Source organism: Paenibacillus sp. FSL P4-0081 (assembly GCF_000758565.1).
In the GTDB taxonomy this organism is placed as follows: Bacteria; Bacillota; Bacilli; order Paenibacillales; family Paenibacillaceae; genus Paenibacillus_AQ; species Paenibacillus_AQ phytohabitans.
The window spans coordinates 4,348,234-4,374,173 of sequence record NZ_CP009280.1 but is presented as its reverse complement, the minus strand read 5'-3'; the positions used below and the strand labels follow the sequence as shown (position 1 = coordinate 4,374,173).

The following is a 25,940-nucleotide window of genomic DNA, read 5'->3' as shown; positions in this document are numbered from 1 at the left end:
CTTACGACTGGACAGGGTTCCATTCTCTTGAAGGTGTGTTGATCTGCATCATAATTAGGATCGGCCGGGGTTTGTTAGATGGAGCTGATTTTCAGCAAAATTCTTCCACGTCCATGTCTGGCTTCGCTCTTCTCCAGTGCTTGATCCGCTTGGCTTAACGGGAATATGGAATCAATCTCCGCTTTAATCATACCTTCGGCAATTAATCTCGTTAGATGCTGCAAGTCTTCCCGGTTAGGGAATTTGGTATTGAACTTAGCTGTAACGCCATATTTTTCAGCGTTTTCTTGGGAGGGATCTTGAGTTAAAGAAACCAGGATTCCGTCTTTTTTTAGAACCGTCCAGGATCTCGATTCTGTCTCGCCGCCAACGGAATCAACCACCAGATCTACGTCCTTTGCGATATCTTCGAATTTTGTTGTGGTATAATCGATGACCTGATCAGCCCCCAACGATTTTACGAAGTCCACGTTAGAGGAAGAAGCCGTAGCGATCACGGTTGCCCCTTTCCATTTAGCCAACTGAACTGCAAACTGTCCAACACCCCCTGCTGCCGCATGGAGGAGAAGGGTTTGCCCTGACTGGAGCTCACCTTCAGTGAACAAGGCCTTCCAGGCGCTTTCTGCTCCTGCTTTGATCGTTGCAGCATCCTCAAAAGTGAGACTTTCCGGCATCGCCATTAATTCTTGTTCCTTCGCAACTCCATATTCTGCATAAGCGCCTTTGATGCCGCCAAAAACGCGGTCACCGGGCTTAAATTCCGTTATCATATGCCCCACCTCTTCGACAACTCCTGAAGCGTAGAAACCAGGGATGTAGGGAAAGGTTACAGGAAATACATTTTGAAGCCAACCCTTACGAATTTTAAAATCAAGCGGAATGACCGTAGCATACACGATGCGAACCAGGACTTCATCCGCTTGCGGTTGAGGGCGATCAATGGTGACTGCCTTCAAAACATTTGGATCCCCGTATTCGTTGACCAGAACAGCTTGCATAGATTTTTTCGACATATTTATCTCTCCTCCTATATAATCCATGGTTTGGTTTACTTTCATTTATTTTTCCAGATTTGCAGCTATTTTTTTGGCCAAAGCTGCAAACTGTACTTTTTCTTCAGCATTCAGATGTTCCGTTGTAATCTCCTCCAGCTTGCGCCAAGCCTGATCGACTCTGGTTTCTATATCACGCCCTTCTTGGGTGAGTGATACTATGGTTACCCGTTTATCCACTTCGGAACGGCTGCAGCTGACGAGACCCGCAGCTTCCAAACGGCGGACGGACTTCGCTATGGTAGAGTGATCAAGCCGCAACGATTTTGTGAGATCATTCTGAGATTGACTGTCCCGGTGCCATAATTGCATCAGCACCAGTTCCTGGCCCGGGTATAAGCCTGCTTCCCGAAGCAGTTGTCCCGCAATCCGGTGATGGGAACGAGCCAGACTGAAGATCGAGAAATTCACGGGGAAATGCGTGACTGCGCCGATTTCATCCTCAATGGTTTCGCTGTTGTCACTAGGCTTCAATAAAGTCATCTCCTTTTATGTGGTCGTCAACATATCTGTACACCTACAGTAACATTTAAATATGTTGCCGTCAACATAAATGAGCCGGACTCGGCACATTCTGTTGGATTTATCTCTTCCGTATTTATTTCGAGGTCATATTTATCAAATCCTCATCCTGTTGAAAGCGCTATAAATTCTCCTGAAATCCAAAGCTTCTCCTATAGTTTTCTTCCCAAGCTTCTTGAATAATAAAGAAAGGCACTGCAGGCCGCTACTTCACTAATGCAAAGGAGAATACCCATGCCGCATCCCTTCACCACTTTCAGTGAGGCCCTTTCTCAGCCCAGAAGCCTCTATTTCGGCGTTGTCTATCAGGACGGCAAGTATACGGCTAATGATCCGGTGAGCTTCTTCGGCCGCAAGCTGCCTGACCCAGAGTTAACTTTTGATACCGGGAACAATAAAACACTGGTGAACGTTCACATGAACGGCTCCATAAAAAATGTCACGGTGTATAGCGGCAGCTATTACAGTGATAATATTCCCGGCGTTTGGATGTGCAAGGATTTCAGGGAAGCCGGACCTTACGCCTACAAGGTGGAGCTCGGCGGGAAATACTATAATTTGGGCAGCGATGATCTGCCTTATGTCACTTCTCTGCTCGATAATCTGTTTCCGGTCACTGAATATCAGCTGGAAGCCGCCAAAGCCACTCTTCTCGTCTATGCTCCAACGTCGGCGGACGGCTCGAAACGGCTGCGCGGACTGGTCTACGGGCTGTTGCTGGAGAATCAATCCAGCCAGACCCTAACAGGTGAAGTTACGCTGCCTTCCGCCGACACCCTGCCGGACCAGTTATTCTCCGGTCCGGATTTCTGTGTACAGGTGCTCGGCCATCAGGCAGACAGTGATGGCATCGTGTCTGTTGTACTGGCCCCGGGTCAGACCTGCTGGGTGCCCGCTATCATCTATCCGGCTGGTGATCCCTGTCCACGGCTTGTCGATGAGAAAGGCACACTCTACTGGCTTAATGAAACCTGGGCCTATTTACGGGGCATCACCGGTCAGCTGAAAATGGACGAGGATCCGTTCGCGGCGGAGTTCTATGAACGAGCCCTTCTCCAGTGCATGGGCTCCCTTGCCATGGACAGCCAGGACACTCTTGCTGGTGCCAATTGGGGCACGTCACCCACAACACAGTTCACCTGGAACAAGGATATGTACTACTCCCTGCTTCCCTTTCACACAGCAGAGCCAGAGTTATTCCGGCAGGGAATGTTATGGTTCCTGAAGCATGGAGTTCGCCCGCCCGGTAACCGTTATGAAGGGGGAATTACCCACTCTCTCAGTAATTCCTTATCTTCTGTTGTCATGGCGGGTCTCTACTACCGGAGTACAGGTGACAAACAGCTGTTTCTGGACCATCCCGAGATTCACGAGTCGATCTGTAATCTCCTGGAGGAACTGCTGCTGACCCGTAAGGAAGATGAACCCTGGCTCTACCCTTCAGTATGGCTCTCCGATGCCTATTCACTGGGAGATTATCATACAGGCTCCAATGTGATTGCCTGGACCGCTCTTTATCATTATTCCCGGATTGTGGATGAGGTCTTCAGTGACACGGCGGGAGCAGAACGCTACCGGACCATTGCCGGAAGAATCCGGGAAGATTTGGAACAGCTGGCTACTGCCCAAGGCCCCTTCGGCCGTCAATATACAGAGGGAATCAGCAGGTACGGCAACAAGCTTACAAACAGCATAGAGAAATACAACGGTAAATATAAGGATTTCGGCATGCAGTTTATTTGGAATCTGGTTGAAGAGGGGCAAGTCAACCTGCTGCATCACGATGGTGAGGAATCAGATACCATTCTGATGCCGCTGTACGGGTACACTTCATATGACAATGAGACCTACAAGCATTACATGCAGTTCTCATTAAGCCCGCATAATCCAACATATAACCCTGAATCCAGGGGGATACAGTGGGGAGACCATTCTGCCTGTACCTTCCCCGGGTATATGAACGGCATGGGCATGATTACAGACTCCGCCTCACTGTCTGGTGAAGACGGGTATTTGACCCGGATACGCCAATTGACCGATGCCGACGGCTCGCTTTGGTGGTGGCCTTACAACAACGGAGCCGCTTATGGGGATGTAGTCCGTCACAATAACTGCGGGAAGTGCGGCTGGGCCTCCGGCGTTTATGCCGGGCTCTTTGTCTCCGACATTCTGGGTCTCGCTTATGATGCCCCTTCCCGGCAGCTGTCCTTCCGGCCCTTCAGTCCAAGCAGCTCTTTCACCTGGGATAAGGTCAAGCTGGGCAGCGGATATTTCAGTGTAGCCTACCGGAAAACTGATGATTCCGTGCAGGCAACGATCCTGAATCTTTGCCCAGTGACGATTACCGTAATTACCGAGCTTCGGCATGACAATGCCGGTAAACTCATGGCTTCAGCAAGCAATGGACAAGATGAGCTTAATGTGCATGAAGAATTGCCGGCCCGTCCGGACTCACGTCTCTTCAAGCAGCTCCTTGATCCGGGATGTTCAATCACCTTCGCATTACGCTAAGCAAGGATTTCGATTACATGGTTTAACCGCATTAGTGCGATTTATGTAGGTGCTCGTACAGGCAGGAGAATCTTAAATCCTGCCTGTACGGGCTTTTTGTGTTATAGAACGAGGCCACGCCGGGCACATAAAACAAGAGCACATCTCCATCATCTGGAAACATGCTCTTATTTTATGAATATGAGAACCACGGATCAGTCCTGCGCCAATCCCCCGGATCAGAAAGTCTGGAAGAACTGCTTCGCGCTGTCCTTCTCAGGCAGCGGCAGCCGAAGGGCTACGGGCAGCATCTCCGGATAAGCTTTGTGAGGCTCACGCTGATACCAGTAGGCCACCGAAGAATAATCATTGGACTGGGAGTTTCCGTGACCATGTTCGATACTGAAGCGAAGGGACTCCCGGAAGATGACCGGATCGACAATATGGAAACGGTATTGCGTAATTTTGCCGGAGTAGTCATTGAACAGGATCGTATTGCTCTCCCTCCATGCGTCCCCGTTGCCGCGGATGGGCGCATACAGGGATATCCCGTGATACGGGCTGTCGTATTTACCGGACGGGTAGCCCCAGGCTGCACAGAAATAATCCTCCGTACCAGTGCCATGCAGACGGGGCGGCCACGGCTCGCCGTCGATGAAGAACATGTCATCCCCTTCTCCAGGCCAGCTGAAGCCCGGCATCGGATTCAGGTGATCAATGCTGAGATTGCAGCCGACATAATGCCCCTCTCCCACCGCATCCATAAGCACATAGTTGTCGTCACCCGTCAGATTCTTTAGCTCATATACTTTCTGGTCGGCATAATTGGCCTTATCCTGCGCGTCATGCTCCAGCTTCAACGCCGCAAGATCGACCGTCCCCTGTGTAGGATTCTCCCTCCGCCAGGAAGCATGGAAGTAGAAGCTGTCCTCTGGAATCTGCTTCTCCACATAGTCAACGTAGAAGTACAATACCAGCTCATCCTCGCATTCATTGATAATCTCAATGCGTGCGCTGCTGCGGAACGGCATCTCAAAAAAACAGTTCATCGCCGCCTTATCCTCAATGACATCCTGTGTTGTTATCATATTGAGCGGCATGGAGACATAGTGGCTGGCAACCCCATGACCTACGCCGAAGAAATCGCCTACCGGCGAATCTACACTAGGCTCTTCTTCTCCATCCCAAAACATACGCACCAGCACTTTGCGGAAAGCATATTTATTCCGGGCTGCGATCGTCATCCAGATATGCTGAATGATGCCCGATCCTTCAATCTCTGCGATCGCTGCCGTCTGGCCGGCTCCAATCACGATGAAATCCCGGTTGCCCCCGGTCTGATCCCAACTGGATAGTCTGCGGGACTGCCCTTCCTTGCGCTGATATAATGAATTCATCCTATTGTCTCACTCCTTCTGCAGGTTTAGGCTTTGATGCCTGTAAGTGTAATACCTTCGATAAAGTACCTCTGTCCGATAAAAAAGACGATAATCGCCGGAGCCAGCACTACAGTAGCTGCCGCCATCATCAAATGCCATTCCGCAGCGTACATGCCCTTGAATTGCTGCAGGCCAAGCGCCAGTGTATATTTGGACTCATCGTTCAAATAGACCAGCGGCCCCAGAAAGTCATTCCATGAAGCCAGAAAGGTAAACAGTCCTACAACGACCAGGGCGGGCCGTGTCAGAGGAATGATGATGGAGATGAAAATCCGCCCGTGGCTGGCACCGTCCACATAAGCCGCCTCGTCCAGATCACGGGGAATACTCAGATAGAACTGGCGCAGCAGGAAAATATTGAACGCCCCTCCACCGAACCAGGCCGGTGCAATCAGCGGAATGAACGAATTGGTTAATCCAAGCTTGCTCCAGCCGATGAAGGTCGGAATCAGCGTAACCGCATAGGGCAGCATCATACTGGATAACAGCAGGCCAAAGATAAGATCGCGTCCTCTCCAGGACATCCGTGCAAAGCTGTACGCGCTTATGGAGCATGTCACGAGGACACCCAGCATACTGAATATGACAATAATCGTTGTATTGATAAAATAACGTCCAAATGGCAGAATGGTCAGCGCCTCACTGAAATTGCTAAACCGGAAGGGGTTAGGTATCCATATGGGCGGCAGCTCAAAAATTTGCCCCATATCCATCAGGGAGCTGCGGATGAGCCAGATCAGCGGCAGCAGACTGAAGAGGCCCCCGGCTGAAAGCACCAAATACACGAATCCCTTCTCCATCCATGCTTTTGTCCTCATCGGGCTTCATCCCCCTCGTAATACACCCATTTTCTTGATGTCTTGAAGACCGTATAAGTCAACAGCATAATAATGATGAACAGCACCCAGGCAATGGCGCTTGCGCTTCCCATCCGCGAGAACTGAAAGGCTTCCCGGTACAGATAGAAGACATAGAACAAGCTGGCATTGTTGGGTCCGCCGTTAGTCATGACATAGGCTTGCGAGAACACCTGGAATCCGTTAATGATCCCCATGATCAGGTTGAAAAAGATCGTCGGCGTCATCATGGGGATGGTAATATTCCGCAGCTTGTTCAGCTTGGAGCCCCCGTCTATCTCAATGGCTTCATACAGCGAGCGGGGAATATCCTGCAATCCGGCCAGGAAAATAATCATTGTCCCTCCCGTTGTCCACAGGTTCATTAGCGCCAGTGAGGGGACCACAGATTTCTCTCCAAAAATCCACTGGCTGCCGGGAAGGCCGATGGCGCGGAGCAGCTCGTTGGCCAGCCCCAAATCGGGATTCAGGAGCCATAGCCAAATGAACGAAATCGCGATGATCGGCACGATCGACGGCAGATAGAAGACGGTCCGGAAGATGGCTTTGCCTTTGATATTCCTGTTCAGCAGAATGGCCAGGAGAAAGGAATAAATAATACCGGTGGGCACACTAAGTACGACAAAATATAGGGTAACTCCGAGCGCCTTGTAGAAATACTGGTCTTCCCCGCTAAACATTCTGGTGTAATTATCCAGTCCGATAAAGGAGGGGGAATTGGACCCGGAATAGTCGGTGAAGCTCATATACAGGCTGTAGATCATGGGACCCAGCGTAAATATCACCAGCCCAAGAATGGCCGGCAAGGCAAACAAGATGCCATACAGCTCATTCCTATAGGAACTGCGCTTGGTCTTTGCACGGTTTACACTCAGGGAAGAGACGGGTTCCATACACATGTTTCCTCTCTTCGGGCATTGCCGGCAGCGGATGTGCCCCAAGAATCCGGCAGATCCGCCTTCCGGCAAGGTCCGTTATTTCAAATAGGTTCCTTGTATAAGCGGCTTGATTTTGGCTTCCACTTCGTTCATCGCTTCTGCGGCCGTTTTGGTGCCGAGCCATACCTGATCCAGCCCCGCTGTTACCGCAGCATCGATTTCTACAAAGTTTCGGACATTATTCTCAGCTGAAGGCTCTGCATGTTCGTAGGTGGAACGCATAACGGCATCCTGAAAACCGGCCGGACGGCCCGGAAGCTCTTCATTTGCCCAGCTGTCCACCAGCTTCGGATCTTCATACCATTGCTTCAGCTGCGGCATCCAGAGTCCCTGATGAAGCTCCAGTACATTCTGCGGATCCGTCAGGAATTTGGAGAACTCCCAGGCTTCCTTCGGATGCTTGGAACTCTTGAATATAATCAGGGAGCCTCCAAGGAAGAAAGTCTTATAGTCCTTCAGCACCGGCAGGACACCTACGCCCCAGTTGATCTTGGCCTTGCTCAGGTCCAGATGGTTCCAGCTTCCGTCTATGACCATTGCCACCTTTCTGGATTGGAGCGCCGTTGCCGGTGCCGGAATGCTGCTGGCTTGTACCGGGGAAGGAGCAACATGATGGATATTGATTAGGTCAGCAATCTTCTGGATCGCTTCGGTCGCTTCAGGCTTGGATAGCCCAAATTCCGCACCGTCCTCAGTCAAATAGTCGCCGCCGTTAGACAGAACCAGCGGCATGTAGGATAACCAGCTGAGGCTGTACTTCACACCGTATTGCTTGATGTTCTTGGGATCAAATCCCGGATCATCCGGATGCTTGCCGTTCCGGTCAAGGGTGAGCTTCTTGGCTGTTTCCACGAATTCATCCCATTGCCAGGCTTCTTCCGCTTTGGTTGGCGGCAGTTCAACCCCCGCCTCTTTGAACAGATCTGCATTGTACATCAGAGATGGGACTACCGAAGCTTGATAAGGTCCCGCACTTTTATCGGTATCCCAGTTCCACCAGGCGTACTGAAGGTAATCCTCCTTCTTAATGCTGGGGTCATCCTTCATGAGATCGAAGAAATTATAGATCAATCCTTCTTCCCCCATCTTCAGCTTCCAGGCGGCCGAGTAGCTTAGATCCGGTGCTTCATTCCCGGCGATCATGGCATTCAGCTTCTGTAAGAAGTCTGTGCCCGGGATATGGATGGAATCGATGGTGACGTTAGGGTTCTTGGCTTCAAAAGCCTTAATCGCGTCCTCCACCGCCTTCTTCTCCTGGGGACTGCCCCAGAATGTGAATTTCAGCTTCACCTTCTCTCCGGTGGCCGTGCCTGCTTCTCCGGTAGCGGGAGTATTGCCTGAACCTGAATTGGCCGTATCTGTTTGGTTTCCGCCATTACCGCAAGCGGTTACAATTAATGCAACAATCATTAGGAAGAGTAACATCAGCTTGGTTCTGCCAGTGTGCCTGCTCATTTTGTTTATCCCCCTTAATTCGGATGTAAGCGCTGCAGTCGCTGATTACAGTGTAAATGTAGCTGTTGCCGTTGCCTATTGTACGATCTTTCGTTTCCTGTACGATTTTACGGTCAATGATAAAAAACAACCCCGCAGGCCATTGGCCAGCGGGAAAGGTTGGAATATCAGCCATTATTCACGCGGGCCGGGATACGGTATGACCAGCTTCACGCGGGTCCCGAATTCAGGGACCGATTCAATCTCTATTCCATATTCATTGCCATACAGCAGCTTAATCCGCTTATCCACATTTTTCAGACCTATATTGGCATTCTCCTCCTTCAGCAGCTGTTCCATACGCTCCGGCTCAATCCCGCTGCCGTTATCTTCTACACAGAACCGGATGGTATTCCCCTGTTGCTGTCCGTAGATGGTGATCAGCCCGCCGCTCTCCATATTCCGGAAGCCGTGAATGATGGCATTCTCCAGCAGGGGCTGAAGGAACAGCTTCGGTACATTCACCTCCAGCAGCTCAGGCTGAATATCGAAATCCACACGAAACCGGTGTTCGAAACGGTTAGCCATAATTACTATATAGTCCTGCAGCCAGGCGAGATCCTCTCTAAGCAGCATTTGGTCTCTCCGGTTGTCCGTAGTATAGTGCAGCATACGGGACAGGCTGATCAGCATATGGCTAACCTGCTCCTTCTCTCCGTGTACAGCCATCCAATTTATAATATTCAGCGTATTATACAGAAAATGGGGATTGAGCTGAATATTCAGCGCGAGGATCTCCGTCTCCCGCTCCCGCAGCTTGACCACATAATTCTCATCAATCAATGATCTGACCCGCTCATTCATGCTGTTGAACTTCATCAATACATGGCCCAGCTCATCTCTGCTCTCCACCTTGATCTGCGCATTGAAATCACCGCCGCCTACCCGCTTGATGGCCAGCAGCAGCTTGCTTACCGGAGAAGAGATACGTGCGGAGATCAGATAAGCGAACAATAGCGAGAGAGCCAGCAGCGGAGCCCCCAGTGTAATAATAAAGAACAGAATGGTATCCGCAATATCATGGGTCAATGCGCCGGGCGGAATCAGCACAACCGACAGCCAGTTAGTCACCGGGGACACAGCGAAGCAAGCGATCATCCGCTGCCCGCCGGTAGTTACATATGCCGTCCCGCTGCCCTCGCGGCGCACCTCCTTCAGCCAGGCGGCGGATTCCACGGTCCCCAGGCGCGACTTGTCCTGATGGGAGATGATTGTACCGTCCTCACTGGCCACCATGAATACGGAACCTTTAATGGGGATACTGTCCCTAAAGATACCTGCATACACATCTTCCTTGAAATTCATCACCAGCACCGGTTTCTCGGACGCCCCTTCGGCCCGGACAATGACGTCATTCCGTACACAGGAGGGATTGATCTGCCGGACTGCCGAGAACATATAACGGTAATCAATATCTGTTCCCGCGAGCTCAGGCAGATTATGCATCCGGGTATAATCATAAGTCGGCACCCAGGCGATACGCCCTTTCCCCTCAGCGGCGCGCCGGTACAGCTCGGAGGTGTAGAAGTAGTCCGGGGGATAGGTATTCTTGCTTTTGCTGCCATACACGAACCCTTGCGTGACCAGTTCAGTGGAATACAGATCGGCCGACTGCGAGAAGTATCTGCCAAGAATCCCCGTCACCTTCTTATTGTTCTCCAGCAGCTGCACTCCCCCGGCCGGACTTGGCTCATCAAAAATCTGGTACAGCTCACACTCCACCATCAGGGATAAGCTGTTGTCCTGAATGATCTTCAGCCGATCGTTGATGATCTGATTGTTCTTAAGTACAATCTCACTGACGTTGTCTCGGGCCAGCTTCAGCATAATGTCCTTGCTTGCATAATAGTAACCAAAGCCGAGGATGGTGAGCGGTAGCGTAATCAGCACTATATAAGATAAGACCAGCTTATTCTTCAGTCTCATAGTCCACCTACAATACATCTTTCTTCCGGAACTCCTCCGGTGCCAGTCCAGTCTCCCTTTTGAATACCCTGGTGAAGTAACCCGCATCACGAAATCCCACGCTTAAGGCGATGGTAGCGATTTTCCGGTCCCCGTCCTGGAGCAGCTCTTTGGCTTTGTCCAGCCGCAGGCGCAGCAAATATTCGGTGAAGGTCATGGAGGTGTGCTGTTTAAAAAAACTGCTGAAATAGGCGGAGCTGAAAAAGAAATGCCTGGCGACAGACTCCAGCGACAGATCTTCCATATAATGCTCCTCCAGAAATGCCTTACACAGGCCGATGGTCCGCCCGCTTTTGTTATTTTTGCGTTCCTGAATGCTCTCTATGATCCGGTTTAGAACAGAGACCGCCCGTGCCTCGACTTCCTGCAGACTCTCACAGGCCGGGATTTGAAACTCCATCTCTGAAATGAAATTGCTCGCTTCATCCTGACGCAGCAAGACTTCGTTTCCTTTAACCTCGTTAACCAGAGCGTACAGAACAGAGTCTTTCAGATGAGCCGGGGACGGATAATCCCCTTCAAGCAGTCTCTGAATAAGCGTCTTCAAGGCCTCAGCAGCCGCAGCCCTGTCCATCCGCGCCAAGGCATCCGTCATGCCCGTATCCGCAGGAATCATCTTCAAGCTGGGCTTGTCAGGGTTGTAAGCGATTACATCGTAAAGGACAAGCTGGCCTTCGCCAGTATAAAAGGAGTATTCGAGCGCTTTCCGCGCCTGCTCAAAGGATCCCGGAGCCCCGCTATACAGATCGGCCACCCAGTTCCCTGCCCCCAAAGTCAGAGTCAGGCCATATTCCTCCCGGATCTGGCGGATGAATTGCCGGAACTGCTCCAGATCCCGCTTCATCAGCCACTCCAGGGAATGGCCCGGGGTCACAACGGAAGCAATCATCGGGTACTCTCCTTCCAGGTTGAAGGACAGCGAAGGACCGACCGTCTGATAGATTTCCCGCATCCAGTTCTTCACAGTGGCCTTAAGTTCCTCGAATTCTTCAAGCATATAAGACCCGGTAATTTCTTTCTGCTGAAACCTTGCCAGCATCACGAAACCTCCGTTTAAATCGGGGAAGAAATTGCGGATTTCCTGAAGCTCCTTCTCGCTTGCAGCGGAGCGCATCCACCGGCTGAGCAAGTGCTGCTCATAGACCGGGGCTGCCGAATGGAGCCTCTGCTGAAGAACTGCCCCGTTCTGAAGACTCAGCCGTTCCTTCTCCAGTGCCGTGTCAAGCTTGTCAAGGATCTCGGAGAGCTCTCCTAATGCCAATGGCTTCAGCAGGTAATCGAAGGCTCCGAGCTTTACCGCCTGCCTTGCATACTCGAAATTTCCGTACACGCTGAGAATTACAATTTTGACCCGTTCTCGGCGGCTCTCCATATGTTCAATCAGAGTCAGTCCATCCATATTGGGCATCCGGATATCTGTGAGGATAATATCGATCCGGTTATCCTCGATAATCCGCAGAGCCTCCAATCCATCCTTCACCATGAAAATCCGGTATTCCGGGCGGAGCTGCTTAACCATGTCGGATACGCCGCGGCGGTGACGAGGTTCATCATCGGCGACAAGCACGTTATACATTGCTCTCTCTCCTCTCGCAGAATAGCCTAATTTCAATAAGATAGTAAGGTAGGCGGTTGCACCTGTCAATCTTCATCTTCAGTCTATCTTTAGAAAAAGGCTGCCGAAAAGTTCTCGACAGCCTGTACCTTCTTGCCTGCTCAACTGGTATGCCTTGCCATCAGTTCAATGGGGAACATCCGGTCGACAGGCTCGGCAGGCTCCCCTTTCCATTCAATGGATTGAATCATAAGCTCTGAGGCATTCATTGCCAGCTCGTTAATCGGATGCCGGATGGTGGAGAGACTAAGCAGTTCCGACACGGTCGGCATGTCATCCACACCCAGTACCGCAAGATCCTCAGGTACGGATAATTTCAGATCCTTGCAAGCCTTCAGCACACCTATGGCTGAAATGTCGTTCAGGCAGAATAACGCCTGCGGCAGCTGTCCATTCCCTGCTAGCTGCGTGACCGTCTCATACCCGAAGCTCTCCGTCATATCTCCCGTAATAACCGTTGTAAGATTACCCTTCTCCTGCATAGATTGGGAGGCACCGTTCAACCGGTCGTCAAATCCGGGGACCTGTCCGTGCGGATAGGTCAGAATAATGATTTTGTGATACCCCCGTGACATTAAATGGTCTACCCCTGTCTGGCCGCATTGATAGTCGTTCACCCGTACGATATGAGCACCATACGATAAATTATGCCGCCCGATGGTGATGACCGGAACATTGAGATCCATAAGCCTCGGCATGAACTTCTCTGTCTCCAGGGTCGCCTTTACAATAATCCCATCCACCATCTGGATATTCATGAAGATTTCATCAAAGTCCAGGAGAATCAGCTTGTATCCCATGGTCTTCAGATGCTGCTTCAGCACCTTGGCGAAGTGCAGGAAATATAAATCTTCGAAATAACCGTCATAAGTGCTGTTCGACAGAACGAGTCCGATGGTATGCATTTTGCCGGTAATCAGACTTTTGGCAACAGGATTCACCTGGTACCCTAGTTTGGTAATCGAGTCGCTTATTTTCTCCCGGGTCTCGGGGCCCATCCGGTGGAAATTACCGTTCATGAAATGGGAGACCGTTGCTGGCGACACGCCTGCATCTTTGGCGACCTGTACTAGTGTAACTCTTTGTTTTGCCATTTGCTGCACCTCTGCGGATTTACTTGCACAACTTTACGCCCACGCTTAACGTGGACGCCTTTCCATTACGTCCGGAAATTCAGGGAACGCCTGATGCGGCTCTGTCTGATACCAGTAACTAATTGAGCTGATATCGTCACTGCGTTCAAATAAGGCTTGGCCGTCATGCCCTATTTGCTGTACAGTCACCTTCAGGTCCTCTTCGAACAGAATCGGATCGAGGATATGCCAGCGGTAGAAGCCCCGCATCGGGCACGCCGCCCCGTCATAAATATGGGAGCGGGTGTCATCCTTCGTCGCAAAATAGGGGAAACCCATATATGGGGTCGAGTAGGTCTGCTCCTGTACCGGGTTTCCGTTGTCATATTTCACAAATCCCCAGGCGCCTCCGAAATAATCCTCTGCCCCGGTTCCACAGATCGTCGGCCACTCCCGGTCGCCGTCGATATAGAATTTCACTTCTCCTTCACCATACCAATAACGGGATAGGGAAGTCCAGGACATATATGTGCCGATAAATTTGCCTCTCCCTTTAATTCCATCAATTAAAGTGTAATCCTGCCTCAGCACAGTGGGATTCTCTCTGCGGTACTGAGCATGAAAATACTCGGTATCCTCATCCAGCTCATCAACCAGCCTGTAGTCGAATTGATAGAAGAATGCCTCTATGCCCTGCGGATGCTCATTCGTAATGGTTATTCTGGCAGCCTGGCGGAACGGCATAGCAAAGTAGCTGTTCATGCCGCCGACCGGATTCACCACTACCGGCTGTGAATTGACAACTGCCCGTGCACCAAAGCCATTGCAGAAGAAATCCCCCAGCGGGACTTCAACAGAGGGCTGTTCTTCATGATCCCAATACATCCGGAGTACCAGATCGCGCAGGACAAACCAGCCAGATTCGGTCTTATCGGTAACGGTCATCCAGATATGCTGAATGATCCCGGGACCTTCAATATCTACAAGCGTTGCGGTTTCTCCCTGAGCGAGTGAGATGAACGCCTTGCCTTTGCGGGCAACGCCCAGAGGCCCCTCCGCCTGGCCCCCTTGTCCCTTGAGGCCCTGCGGATTCTCCGCCGTAATCGCTCTGCTCTTGCCCTTCATTCTGCCAAACAGCTGGTCCATCGATTGCATCGTTAATCGTCTCCTTATCCTTTATCCTTTGACTGCGCCGTCCGACGCCCCGGCCATTACATATTTGTTCAGGAACAAGTACGTAATAATAATGGGAATAATGCTGATACTGATTGCCGCAAAAGTCTGGCCCCAATCCGTTGCCCCAAAAGCTCCGATAAATTCCTGAAGCCCGACAGCAATCGTCTTGTATGCCTTGTCATTCGTGAACGTGTTGGAGAATACGAAATCATTCCAGATGAAAATAAAGTTTATCGAGGCTACTGTAATGGTTGTATTGACCGTAAGCGGTGAAATAATCCGGATAAACACCTGATAGATGTTGCAGCCGTCGATGACTGCAGCCTCGATAAGCTCATTGGGAACATACCTGTAGAAGCTGGTAAAGATCAGGATGGACAAAGGCAGAGCAAAACCGACCTGCGGCAGGATCAGTGCCGGATACGAATTCAGCAGCCCGTAATCCTTGTACATAATAAACAGAGGGATCAGCGTAACCTGAATCGGAATCATGATGCCGACTGTAAAGAACAGCAGCAGCTTCGAATTCAGCCGGTTAATCATTTTGACAAGGGCAAATCCTGCCGTCGCGCTGAGTACAATAATTAGAGCCAGACAGGTAAAGGTTACAATGGCGGTATTCTTGATATACAGGAGCAGACTGCTCTCCCGGAATACACTGGCATAGTTCTCAAACGACCAGGACGAAGGCATGGCAAACGGCCGTGTCGTCAGCTCGATGCTCGACTTGAAGCTGGACAGCATCAGCCACACTACCGGGTAGATTTGAATCAAAAGAATCACAATCACCAGAAGATACAACAGTGAAGAGGAGAGCTTTTTTCTCGCAAACATGTCAGGCATCTCCTTTCCTCGAATTAAAAATAGCCCGGATTATTAATACGGCAAGCAGACTTTCGATAACGATGAACACGGCAATTGAGCTTCCATATCCATACTGGATGGTGGAGAATGCCTGCTTGTACATATAGGTGGTGACAAGCTCGGTAGCAGATCCGGGAACACCAATAATGTAAGGAATATCGAAGCCACGCAGCGCCCCGGTTGTACACATAATCAAAGCCAGGCTCAGCACATGCATGATGCTCGGAAGCTTAATATAACGAATCAATTGCCAGCCGTTTACACCGTCAATTCTGGCCGCTTCTTCGATTTCTTTGGGGATCGCAATCAGAGCGGCATAAAAGATCACCATATACATCCCGATAAACCGCCATCCCTCGGGAATGGACACAGCGATTAATGCCGTATGGGGATTGGAGAGCCAGGCCGATTGCAGATGCCCCATTCCCACCCAGTCCAGGAACATATTCATGAGACCCAGAGGTTGAAGCGAGTAGAAATTACGGAACATCTGCGCAATAGCTACAGTTACAACAACCGCCGGCAAATAGTACAGGGTTCTGAAGATCCCTGCACCTTTGGTGACATAGGATAGGAGCAGGGCAAAGAACAAGCCGATGAACACCTGCATAAATACCACAATCACTACGTACACCAGATTGTTTTGCACTGAATTCCAGAAGTAACTATCGCTAAACATCGCAATATAATTATCAAAGCCGGTGTAACGCGGCTCCTGAATGCCATTCCATTGCTGAAAGCTGTAATTCAGTGACTGGATAATGGGAACAAAAACCGTACCCAGATAAAATATCAAAGCAGGCAAGATGAAAACCAGCCATGCCTTTTTGTCCTTAAGCACATTCATTATAGGGTCACCCCGCTGTTGTAATTACGTTATTATTGATAAAAGGCTCCACCCGGCACTGGAGGCCCGGGCGAAGAAATATCAAGGTTACTTATTTGCTGGCTGTGTTCTTGGCAATGGCATCATCAATCTGTTTGGCAAACTCCTCTGGAGTCATAAAGCCCATGGTCAGTTTGGTAATCAGATCACTCATCACCGAGTTGGTGTTCGGATCCAGCAGAGTATCCCAAGGCTTGGCAAACTCTGAACCATAATTGTCCATATCCTTTTTGATCCGCAGGAACAGCCCGGAGAATTTGGATTCATCATCAATCGTGAATTTCAGCGGTGACATTTGTTGTTTGGCCACATAGACATCGCTATAATTTTTCAGCACATAGCTCAGGAATTCCTTCGGCAGCCCATCGAACGTTTTGGCAGAGGCCCCGAGTCCAATGCCGCTATTGCCGAAGAATTCATTATCTGGTGTAACCGCATTGCTGGTGGTTGGCAGATAGAAATAATCCACATTGCCCTTAAGTCCTTCCGGCAGGCTTTCTTCCACGAAGGATGGGATTTCCCAAGTGCCCATGTTGTACATGGCAGCTTCTCCGTTCAGGAACAGATTTTTGGCTGTTGTATAATCTGTGGTTGCGAATCCCTCTTGAAAGTATTTCCCGATTTTAGCAGCGAAGGTAGCCGCCTGCATGCCTGCCTCATCCGACATTTTGGCTTTGCCCTGGCTCAAATCACGGATGAACTGATTACCTGTGGTCCGGAACGGATACATAGCCGCATAACGCAATACCGGCCATACATCAACGCCGTCTACAGCGATAGGCGTAATCCCTTTGTCTTTGAGCGCTTGGCTGACTGCAAGCAGATCGTCAAGGGTTTTGGGCACAGCAAGGTTGTTGTCTGCAAATATTTTTTTGTTATACCAGGTCATTTCCATGTGATATTCCATCGGCAGAAGATACAGGCTTCCATCCGGCAGCTCCTGGTATTTCAGCGCGGGCTCATAGAATTTATCGTACAGCCCCTCGTCCTTCAGAAATTTCTCCATGTCCACCAGTAAGCCTGCATTTACAAGCTCCTGGGCAAACGGGTCGGCATCGCTGTCAATGAAATCCGGCATCTGTCCTGAAGCAACCAGCGTTCTGAGCTTAGTCAGATAAGAGGGTCTGTCCGCCGTCACCTGAAGGTCCAGCTTAAAGCCCGGATGGTCGGCGGCGAACCGGTCGGCAAGCTCACGGACTGTCTGGACAATCGCTCCATTCTCCGGTCTGGCAGAGAGCCATGTCACCGTCTGCTCCTTAGGTGCATCCGAGGCGCCGGCTTGGCCTGAGCTTGTGTTGCCTGCGGAACTGCCGCAGCCGGCCAGAGCTGTTGCTGCCAAGGAGAAAATGGCAAGTCCGGTGAACACTTTTGATGCTTTCTTTGTCATTGTAATAACCCCTCCATTAGATTAATCGGTATAAATTCTGTGAATCCATCCTTGCCGGTTAAAGCTCAGCGGCTGTCTTCATGCTAATGTCCTCAACATTCACAGCACCCTCATTGGCAAAAAAACCAAAATGTCCGTCTTTGAAATTATAAATCCGTGTTGTCATGGCGACTTCATCGTTGACATACAGACACAGGATATCGTCTTCCAGAATTAGCTTAATACGAATCCGGCTATGGCCGGCAAAATTCAATGGACGTTCCAGCTCAATCATCTGCGGCTTGTCCCCGGCAATTTGCCATTGGAAAAATCCCGGTTCCCTTCTCGGCCACATATCAAAGGTGATCCGGTTGTGAAAAGGATCAAACTTGATGAAATAACCATTGTCCAGCGTCTGGTCCGTGCGAACCGCGATCCCAAAGTCCTTGACATGCTGCCAATCCGTAAAGGAAGCCTCAAGCATGACCTGAGAAGGCAAGGGGTTAAGCACGCTATACGCCAGCCCATCCGGCGAAGACAGCTGCAGCCTGTCCCCCTGCTTCATGCAATTGTCCGCCTCTTGCAGAATAATTTGTTCGTTCCTATTAAAATGTCCATAGATGGAAGACGGCATTCTCACAAGCAGTTCTCCCAGTTCGTTCTGGTACACTTCATGGACAACCAGCGTGCCTGCCCACTCCCAATCTCCATAATCATTACTGCCCTTCTTCGAGGGGACCCAGCCAAAGGCGTACCGCTTCTCGCCGTCGGAGGCTGTCTTCGCTGCGTAGAATCCTCTGCCGTCGAAGGTGTCCAATACCGGTGAGGTATATAAGCCATCGATGGTTTTGCTCTTTTTATAATGGGTGACAAACTTCTCACTGAATGTGGAGTAGACGAGGTAATGCCATTCTCCCATCTGGAAATAATCGGGACATTCCATCGTAATGTATTTGTCCGGGCTGTAAAAGGGCTCGCGGAATTCCCAGCTCAGGAGGTCATCCGATGTCAGAAGGGCGATGCACCCGCCTCTTTTCTCAGAGGAGTTCATTTCCCTGGTAGTGACCAGCATCCAATACTCCTGCTTCTCTTCGTTGAAGAACACAAAGGGATCACGCCAATCAAATGCCTCATAGATCACTTCATCCCCGTAAAGCTTGAATTCACTATCCTTCGTCCAATGAATTCCGTCGGTGCCAGTGGCCCGCAGTACAACTTGTAAGGGCTTACCATCCTTGCAGAACGCAGGGTTGGGATTATGTCCCGTGTAGAATAGATGATACAGGCCTTCCTTGTCCCGGATCACAGATCCGGTATAGGCGTTCCGGTCTAACTCAGTCTCATTGCCATTTGGCAAAACTTCTCCGTAATCCTCAAAATCAAGCCCGTTTCCAGTGGCCGCCAAATTCCATGAGGTATGGTTGCCATAATCCCCCCCCACTCTCTCATCGTGAAGATAATAAAGCTTGTACTCCCCTTGGTCATAAAACGGAATTACGTCTCCTACCCAGCCATTCGCAGGTCTGTAGAATACCTTTTTCATTGTCATCATCTCCATTAGTAAAACGTTTTACAAACATATATTATCATAATATTTTTCCTTGTCAACGGTTTCATTTGTTTGTATAGTGAGTTTATTGGTTCGAGTTTCAATTAGAAAATAATATTAAGGTAAAACGTTTACCAAAAATTTAACGGGAAAGGCCACCCTTTCCTGACAGGAGGAGAACATCATATGATCATTGGGGCGATTGAAGCAGGCGGCACCAAATTCATCTGCGGTTTGGGCAATGAGGCAGGTGAAATCCTGGACCGGATCAGCTTTCCGACCGAGACTCCGGAGAAGACGCTACAACAGGCGGTTGCCTATTTTGAGGACGCGGGGGCTCTGGCAATCGGGATTGGTTCGTTCGGGCCGTTGAATATGGATCATTCCAGCCCCTTGTATGGACATGTAACCACTACACCGAAGCGGGGCTGGGCAGGTTTTGACTTTGTGGGTTATATGAAACGGCATTTCCCTGTGCCGATTGGATTCGATACGGATGTGAATGCTGCTGCTTTTGGTGAGGTGAAGTGGGGCGCGGCTCAAGGACTGGATAGCTGTGTCTATTATACAATTGGAACAGGTGTCGGAGTGGGCGTGTATACAGAGGGTAAACTGGTTCACGGGCTTGTTCATCCTGAAGGCGGACACGTGCTGACCCGGCGGCATGCAGAGGATCATTTCGCAGGCCTGTGTCCATACCACGGTGACTGTCTTGAGGGGTTGGCGGCAGGACCAGCCATCGAGAAGCGTTGGGGCGTGAAAGGCTCCGCGCTGCCAGCAGATCATACCGCATGGGAAATGGAGGCCTATTATTTGGGCCAAGCCATTGCGGGCGTGATCCTTCTGTTATCACCGAAGCGTGTAATCCTGGGCGGAGGTGTTATGCACCAGGAGCACCTGTTTCCAATGATCCGCAGTGAAGTCCGTAAGGCCCTGAACGGTTATGTGTCGGCACAGGAAATTCTGGGGACCATGGATAGCTATATTGTTCCACCCGGTCTCGGCGACAATGCGGGATTATGCGGGGCTCTGGCGCTGGGAATCGAATCGCTTCAGGAGTAGTCAGCCAATTCTTCACCCAAATCGTCCTTCTTTTTCAGATAAAAGCAGGTGTCATTTGTGGTAGCAGGTTTGGACAAAGTAATCGAGTAGCAACCCGACGGTCATTTTGTTTCTCAATCCACGTAGTCCTTGGTTTGTCCAGTCACCATTTTGACTTCTTCCGGTGTTAATACTTGTTTGAAAACGACTAAAAATGGGGTATATTTATTTATGAGGTCGCCTCATTTTGGTTTGGTTTGGTCGTACTTACCATTACCGAAATGGCGGCCTTTTTTGTCCCTGCTACCAAAGGTGTAGATAACACAAAAAGACGAGACCTTGTTTACTCGGTCCCGTCCACACAATATCAGTATTTCAAAAACAACCTGTATAGTGAATTATTTATTTGATATATTTACTTTTATACTTATCAACAAGGATTCCGGCTTTGTCCAATTGCTTAGCACCTTCAATAACCTTCTTGTTACCCGTTTCGAATTTGGAATAATTTATTTTGGTCGTCTTCAGGCTATCCCGCATTATAGTGAACCCTTCCAGCTGGAGTTTTGCTCCTGCCAGATAGTAGTTATGTATTTCTTTCAACTCTGCATTATTGGCTTTGAGGTTTTTCAACCCGGATACAAACTTAGTATAATTGGGCAATACAGTATTGTTTAAAGTAAGAAAGAGTGACTTTCTTGTTGAATCGTTCAGGTGTCTATTTTGAATAAACGTATCTATGGCTTTATTTTCATAGCTTGCTATTGGCTGCAACTGTTCATAATAATCTTCCAAATCCTGTAACATGATTTCTTCGCGGGTAGGTTCCTTTATCACTACCGGCTTTGTTGGCTCAGAAGTTGGTTCAGGAATGACTGTATACTCATCCACCACTTGAACAGTGAATACATAAGGTTCAAACTTTTCTCCAATATTGACAGTTAAGGTGGCAATCCCTTTATTTATTGCATGGAGTTCAGAAACCCAATTCGTTTTCCGTACGACCTTGACAACATTCTCATCTGAAGAGATTGGAGTGAAGTCATGTTCCGTAACGTCTGCATCGGTCCAGTCAGTTATGGCTATCTCGTATGACTTCCACTCCCCAACTTTAATCTCAGCAGGTTTGGTCACTTTAACAATGTCGGTGATGTTCCGTGCAGCCGCATGAATACTACCACTCCCGGATACAACCGATACTATAATTGCTAGCATTAACGAATAAATCAAACTCTTTCGTTTCATATAACCTTATCCCCGCTTAATTATTAATAGTAAAGCATCTACCAATTTTGCTAGAACATTTCATGAATAGGTTGCAGGCAGCAAACAGCAAAGTGCTTTCCTCTGATATTATATAACTTAGCAGGTAAAATTGTCCTGTTTTTTTATTGCTGCCCCATTAAGGTTCTTAATTGTCATCCTCATAAAGGATCGGTTTTCCGTTCGGGTCCATTCTAATCCGCTGACATAAATAACCGGCCGCCAGAAATCTGCTGGCAGCCGGTTATTCAGCTTGTTATTTAATGCAATTATATATAATCTGTGCTGCCTCTGCCCGGGTCGCGACAGCCCCTGGACTCAGCTCTTTGCCCATGCCCGTGAGTATTCCCGCTTCCACAAACTGCTTCATGGCTGTCTGGGCATATCCGGCTACCGCACTGACATCAGTAAAGCTGTCGTAGCTCTGATTGTTGCTACCTTCCGGCAGACGGTTCAGCTGCTTCATGATATTGTACAGAATTACCGATGCCTCTTGTCTGCTGATGACGGCCTCCGGCATAAAGGAGTTGCCGCCCACACCGGAAATCAAGCCCAGTTTCTTGGCTGTACCGAGATAGCTTGTGTAGTATTTGTTCCCTGCATCTGAAAAGTTATCGGCGCTATCTGCATCAGGCTTAATGCCGAAAGCATTCATGACCATCATCAGAAAGTCAGCCCGCTTCACCTGGGCCTCGGGTGCAAACACAGAGCTGCTTACGCCCTTAACCACCTCTCTCGCTGCCAAGTAATCGACAGCGCTGGAATACCAGTTGCCCGGTGCAACATCATTGAATTTGATTTCGTTATACCCTACAGCATAATTTGAAAAATGGGCGGTCTGGAAATTAACCTTTCCGGCTGCTGCATCGTAGCCGCCATTAACCAGCTGAAGGTTTCCTGTCTGATCGATATAATACACTACAATGGCATTTGACTTTTCAGTTGCTTTTGGCGTATAAGGTACACTGATCTTAACTATTTCACCGTTGAATGCAGTAATTTCAGCATTTCCGGCTGTTACAGAGAAGTCTACAACCGGTCTGTCTCCAAGCTTGCTCCGGGCTTTGTCCGGCAAGCTTGATGAAGCAAGCTTCTTAATGCTGATTGTGCTATCTGCTGCTGCACTTCCAATTGCAGCTACTGCTTTAGACGTAAAGGTAATATCAGCAATGCCTGTATTCAGCTTCAGCTCTGCCCCGGCGGCTTCCATTAACTGCTTGAGAGCATCCTTAGCTATAACTACATCAACAGATGATTGGCCTGCCTCCTGATCCATCTGAATCTCCATGACAACCTTTTGACCGGCCGCTACGGCTTGCTTGACCTTGCCGACCAGATCGCTGATTATAGTGGAATCCAGCTTGACGATGGCAGCTCCTTCCTCCTTGCCTGCCGTTGCTTGGATCTTCACACTATAAGTAGTGGTGCCGTCAGCAGCGGTGCCCGAGGTCACGGCCACCGGAATTGCCGCCGGAGTACTGGTTGCAGTACTGACGCCCCCTGTTGACGCCAACCCGTTATCTTCACTGGCAGCTGTTGGACTTGGTGTTGGTATTGGTGTCACCGTTGGTAACGCCGTTGGTGATGATGTAGGTGTAGGTGTAGGTGTAGGTGTAGGCGTTGGCGTAGGTGTTGGTTCTACTGGAATGTCACCAGTCATAACCAGCACAATATCATCATAAGAGCCCCAGTCCTTCGCATTCCCCTCAAGGGAAATCCCGATCTTCAGTGTTCCATCCGTAACCTTGATATTCCCAACAACCGCTTGGTTCCATACATTCCAGCCTTTGTTCGCGAAGCTTGAGCTCAGTAGGGTCTTCTCGCCATTCAAGGCATACAGCTGATTCTTCGTCTCATCCCCGGCGCCCTGCGACCAGGCCGTCAGCGTGTAGATTCCATTCTCCAGGGCGGTAAGCGTCTGATAGGCGTCCAGTGTAAAGGCGGAATCCTTCCAGAATCCCAGTGATCTTGCACCGGTACGGCCATCCGAACTCGCGGTCAGGGCAGCAGGGTCAGGAATGGTCCAGCCATCAGGCAGACCCGCTTCATTCACCTGCTCAAAGCCGGAGTTAACCACAGGGTTCGAATCCACCGTGAAGTGGAGGGTGTAGGTTCTCACTACCTCTCCTTTGACAACAACGGTTGCACTTCCAGGCAGCGCAGCTGTTTGTGTAATTTCTGCCGATATGCCTTGTTCTGCAACCGCCTCAACCGCTGGCAATGCAGTCGTGCCATACGGCAGAACTACACTGTAGTCCTGAACGGCTGGATCAAATCCGCTAACCGTAGCGCCGTTCACCCTCAAATCCAGCAGCTTGCTGGTATCCTTCTTAATCAGCTCGAAATCGTCGATATTCCCCCACTGTCCATCAGCAAGCTTAAGATGAGCGCCCAGGGTGAGGGTTCCATCCGTAACTTCAATAAGATCCAGAACCGGCTTGCTCCATTTCTGCCATCCCGTATTTGTAAACTGCTGTGTTCTGCTGCCGGCAAAAATTTCTGAAATCTCTTCACCGCCCCCGCCGGATACCCAGGCCGACAAAGTGTACGTTCCATTCTCCAGACCGGTGATCGTCTGCGAAGTCCTGAATTCAGCAGGAGTCGTACTATAGTAATGCAGGGCGGACGACCCCGAATGTGCATCTTTTTCAATATTGACTGCACTTGTATCTCCTGAAAGCTCCCATGCGTTCAACTCATCTTCAAACCCGGGATTCTGTATCAAATTTGAACTTGGAGTTACCGTGACCTCACTGAATGCAGAGAATCCCCCGTCATAGGTAACTGCGGTCACGGTGGCACTTCCGACAGAAACCCCGGAAAGTATTCCACTATAAGGATCTACTTTAACAACCTCCGGCTTAGAGCTTGTAAAGCTCACTCCTTTATAGGTTGCATTTAACGGATCGAAAATGGCAATTAATTTATCCGTCCCGCCTACTTCAATAGCGGTTACAGGCTTATCTAAGGACACCGCGGTAACCGGATGGCGGTTGATTTCGGCTGCACCGTCGATGAAGGCATCCATAGCGAGTGTCGGTGTGCCGTCAATATTCCATGCCGATAACGGATAGCCAAACAATACACCGGTAGGCTCCCAATAAAAGATTCCGGTTCCCCTATTGTCCGGAACAGCCTTTAGTTTATTCTGAACGGCCACGAGCATATTGTATACGCTATCAACATCCTCTGAAACATTACCTCCAACCTCAACGATCATAACTTCTTTGCCATATTTAGCTTCCAGCGCATTCATATTGTTGCTGAGATCGTTAATGGTAGAGGTGAAAATGGCATCAGGATAATAAGATAAGCCGATGATATCGTAATCCGTATCCTTAAGACCGGCCGCTGTCAGACCGGCAAAAAATGGCCCAACCCCTGCTTCAGCTCCGCTGGCCCGATGGATGATGACCTTAATATCCGGGAACACCGCCTTGGCAGCATGTGAACCGGCCTGAATCAACTGAACGAGGTTGGTTGTATTACTGTAGCTTCCTAAAGGATGCAGCATTCCATTATTAATCTCATTTCCGATCTGCACCCATTCCGGTGTTACTTTTGCATCTTTGAGCGCCTGCATCACTTCCGTAGTGTACTGCGAGACATGCGCCTTCAGCTGTTCTATATTATCTTCCTTCCAGGCTTCAGGAGTAACCTGTTGACCAGGGTCAGCCCAGCTGTCGCTGTAGTGCAAATCGATCATCACACGGAACCCGTAGGCGCTTACCCGGGAAGCCAGTGCAACAACCTCTTGTGTGCTGTTATGACCACTGGCCGGATCATCTGACGGGTTAACCCAGGCCCTGATTCTGATGGAATCGATGCCGTGCTCCTTAAGTATTTGTAAAAGATCCTCCTCTTGGCCATTATCATTATAGAATTTATAGCCTAAAGCCTCCATTTGCGGCAGCCAGCTGATATCTGCACCTTTGGAAAAGCCTCCGGAAACCGATGAAGCGTTTACATTAGCGGGCAAACCAATTGATGCTGCCGACAGAATCATCGCCCATGTAAGAATGATTACAACAACCTTTTTGCTGATTCTCATAGCTTAACCTCCATTATTTATTTAATAACTGCAGTTTCCAGCCTTTAACATCCTTATTGTAAAGAATTAAAGATCAGGTGTGGATGGAGCAGATCAACTATAAGTAATACCTCTGCAACAAACTTAAAAAATTATTAATCCAAAGCTCCCTTTAATTGAATTAGTAAATTTGATTACATATTGTAGAGATTCCTGTTCCTGTATGGGTATTAAACTTCGCTATTGCATAATTATCATTTATCAAATTTATTGCATTGATTGTGATTCTTATCACAGTTGATATTCAATTTCCAAAATAT

At 49.4% G+C, this 25,940-nt stretch carries 18 protein-coding genes; 2 read left to right on the top strand and 16 right to left on the bottom strand.

All coding sequences use genetic code 11. From position 1 onward, the window contains the following. Window positions 1-74: 74 nt before the first annotated feature. Complete coding sequence (locus P40081_RS18625) at window positions 75-1,013, bottom strand: NADP-dependent oxidoreductase (RefSeq protein ID WP_052421888.1); 939 nt, start codon at window positions 1,011-1,013, stop codon at window positions 75-77. 45 nt (window positions 1,014-1,058) lie between these two features. After that, on the bottom strand, window positions 1,059-1,526 hold the full coding sequence (locus tag P40081_RS18620; protein WP_042137550.1) for a MarR family winged helix-turn-helix transcriptional regulator: 468 nt from the start codon (window positions 1,524-1,526) through the stop codon (window positions 1,059-1,061). A 282-nt stretch (window positions 1,527-1,808) separates the two neighbouring features. Between P40081_RS18620 and P40081_RS18615 the strand changes: the two genes are divergently transcribed. Beyond that, window positions 1,809-4,085 carry a hypothetical protein gene (locus tag P40081_RS18615; protein ID WP_052421887.1) on the top strand — a complete coding sequence of 759 codons (2,277 nt, stop codon included), beginning with the start codon at window positions 1,809-1,811 and terminating at the stop codon, window positions 4,083-4,085. Window positions 4,086-4,303: 218 nt separating this feature from the next. On the opposite strand, the gene P40081_RS18610 is transcribed toward P40081_RS18615, so the two are convergent. From P40081_RS18610 to P40081_RS18555, 12 genes are all read right to left on the bottom strand, one after another. Further along, the gene (locus tag P40081_RS18610; protein ID WP_042137548.1) at window positions 4,304-5,461 is read right to left on the bottom strand and encodes a glycoside hydrolase family 172 protein; all 1,158 of its coding nucleotides are present in this window, start codon (window positions 5,459-5,461) and stop codon (window positions 4,304-4,306) included. A gap of 26 nt (window positions 5,462-5,487) precedes the next feature. After that, window positions 5,488-6,321 (bottom strand): carbohydrate ABC transporter permease, encoded by an 834-nt coding sequence (locus P40081_RS18605; protein WP_042137546.1) that lies wholly within the window; start codon window positions 6,319-6,321, stop codon window positions 5,488-5,490. Next, window positions 6,318-7,253, bottom strand: a complete 936-nt coding sequence (locus P40081_RS18600; RefSeq protein ID WP_042137545.1) for a carbohydrate ABC transporter permease — start codon at window positions 7,251-7,253, stop codon at window positions 6,318-6,320. The genes P40081_RS18605 and P40081_RS18600 overlap by 4 nt, the downstream gene beginning before the upstream one ends. A gap of 81 nt (window positions 7,254-7,334) precedes the next feature. Then, entirely contained in the window at window positions 7,335-8,753 is a 1,419-nt protein-coding gene (locus P40081_RS18595; RefSeq protein WP_042137544.1) for an ABC transporter substrate-binding protein, read from the bottom strand. 174 nt (window positions 8,754-8,927) lie between these two features. After that, window positions 8,928-10,718: a sensor histidine kinase gene (locus P40081_RS18590; RefSeq protein WP_042137543.1), complete on the bottom strand. Its 1,791-nt coding sequence runs from the start codon at window positions 10,716-10,718 to the stop codon at window positions 8,928-8,930. 7 nt (window positions 10,719-10,725) lie between these two features. After that, the gene (locus tag P40081_RS18585; protein WP_042137542.1) at window positions 10,726-12,333 is read right to left on the bottom strand and encodes a response regulator transcription factor; all 1,608 of its coding nucleotides are present in this window, start codon (window positions 12,331-12,333) and stop codon (window positions 10,726-10,728) included. Window positions 12,334-12,473: 140 nt separating this feature from the next. Next, the gene (locus P40081_RS18580) at window positions 12,474-13,466 is read right to left on the bottom strand and encodes a LacI family DNA-binding transcriptional regulator (RefSeq protein ID WP_042137540.1); all 993 of its coding nucleotides are present in this window, start codon (window positions 13,464-13,466) and stop codon (window positions 12,474-12,476) included. 45 nt (window positions 13,467-13,511) lie between these two features. Next, a complete protein-coding gene (locus P40081_RS18575; protein WP_042137538.1) occupies window positions 13,512-14,600 on the bottom strand; it encodes a glycoside hydrolase family 172 protein in 1,089 nt (362 codons plus the stop codon). Between the two features lie 21 nt (window positions 14,601-14,621). After that, window positions 14,622-15,455 carry a carbohydrate ABC transporter permease gene (locus P40081_RS18570; RefSeq protein ID WP_042137535.1) on the bottom strand — a complete coding sequence of 278 codons (834 nt, stop codon included), beginning with the start codon at window positions 15,453-15,455 and terminating at the stop codon, window positions 14,622-14,624. 1 nt (window position 15,456) lies between these two features. Continuing rightward, window positions 15,457-16,332: a carbohydrate ABC transporter permease gene (locus P40081_RS18565; protein ID WP_042137533.1), complete on the bottom strand. Its 876-nt coding sequence runs from the start codon at window positions 16,330-16,332 to the stop codon at window positions 15,457-15,459. A 91-nt stretch (window positions 16,333-16,423) separates the two neighbouring features. After that, a complete protein-coding gene (locus P40081_RS18560) occupies window positions 16,424-17,758 on the bottom strand; it encodes an ABC transporter substrate-binding protein (RefSeq protein ID WP_042137531.1) in 1,335 nt (444 codons plus the stop codon). Between the two features lie 58 nt (window positions 17,759-17,816). Continuing rightward, a complete protein-coding gene (locus P40081_RS18555; RefSeq protein WP_042137529.1) occupies window positions 17,817-19,280 on the bottom strand; it encodes a glycoside hydrolase family 32 protein in 1,464 nt (487 codons plus the stop codon). 192 nt (window positions 19,281-19,472) lie between these two features. On the opposite strand from P40081_RS18555, the gene P40081_RS18550 reads away from it, so the two are divergent. After that, a complete protein-coding gene (locus tag P40081_RS18550; RefSeq protein ID WP_042137527.1) occupies window positions 19,473-20,348 on the top strand; it encodes an ROK family protein in 876 nt (291 codons plus the stop codon). 381 nt (window positions 20,349-20,729) lie between these two features. Here the strand turns inward: P40081_RS18550 and P40081_RS18545 are convergent, their stop codons facing one another. Then, window positions 20,730-21,572 carry a hypothetical protein gene (locus tag P40081_RS18545; protein WP_042137525.1) on the bottom strand — a complete coding sequence of 281 codons (843 nt, stop codon included), beginning with the start codon at window positions 21,570-21,572 and terminating at the stop codon, window positions 20,730-20,732. A 274-nt stretch (window positions 21,573-21,846) separates the two neighbouring features. Next, window positions 21,847-25,641 carry a glycosyl hydrolase 53 family protein gene (locus P40081_RS38565; RefSeq protein ID WP_063779801.1) on the bottom strand — a complete coding sequence of 1,265 codons (3,795 nt, stop codon included), beginning with the start codon at window positions 25,639-25,641 and terminating at the stop codon, window positions 21,847-21,849. Between the last annotated feature and the right edge of the window lie 299 nt (window positions 25,642-25,940).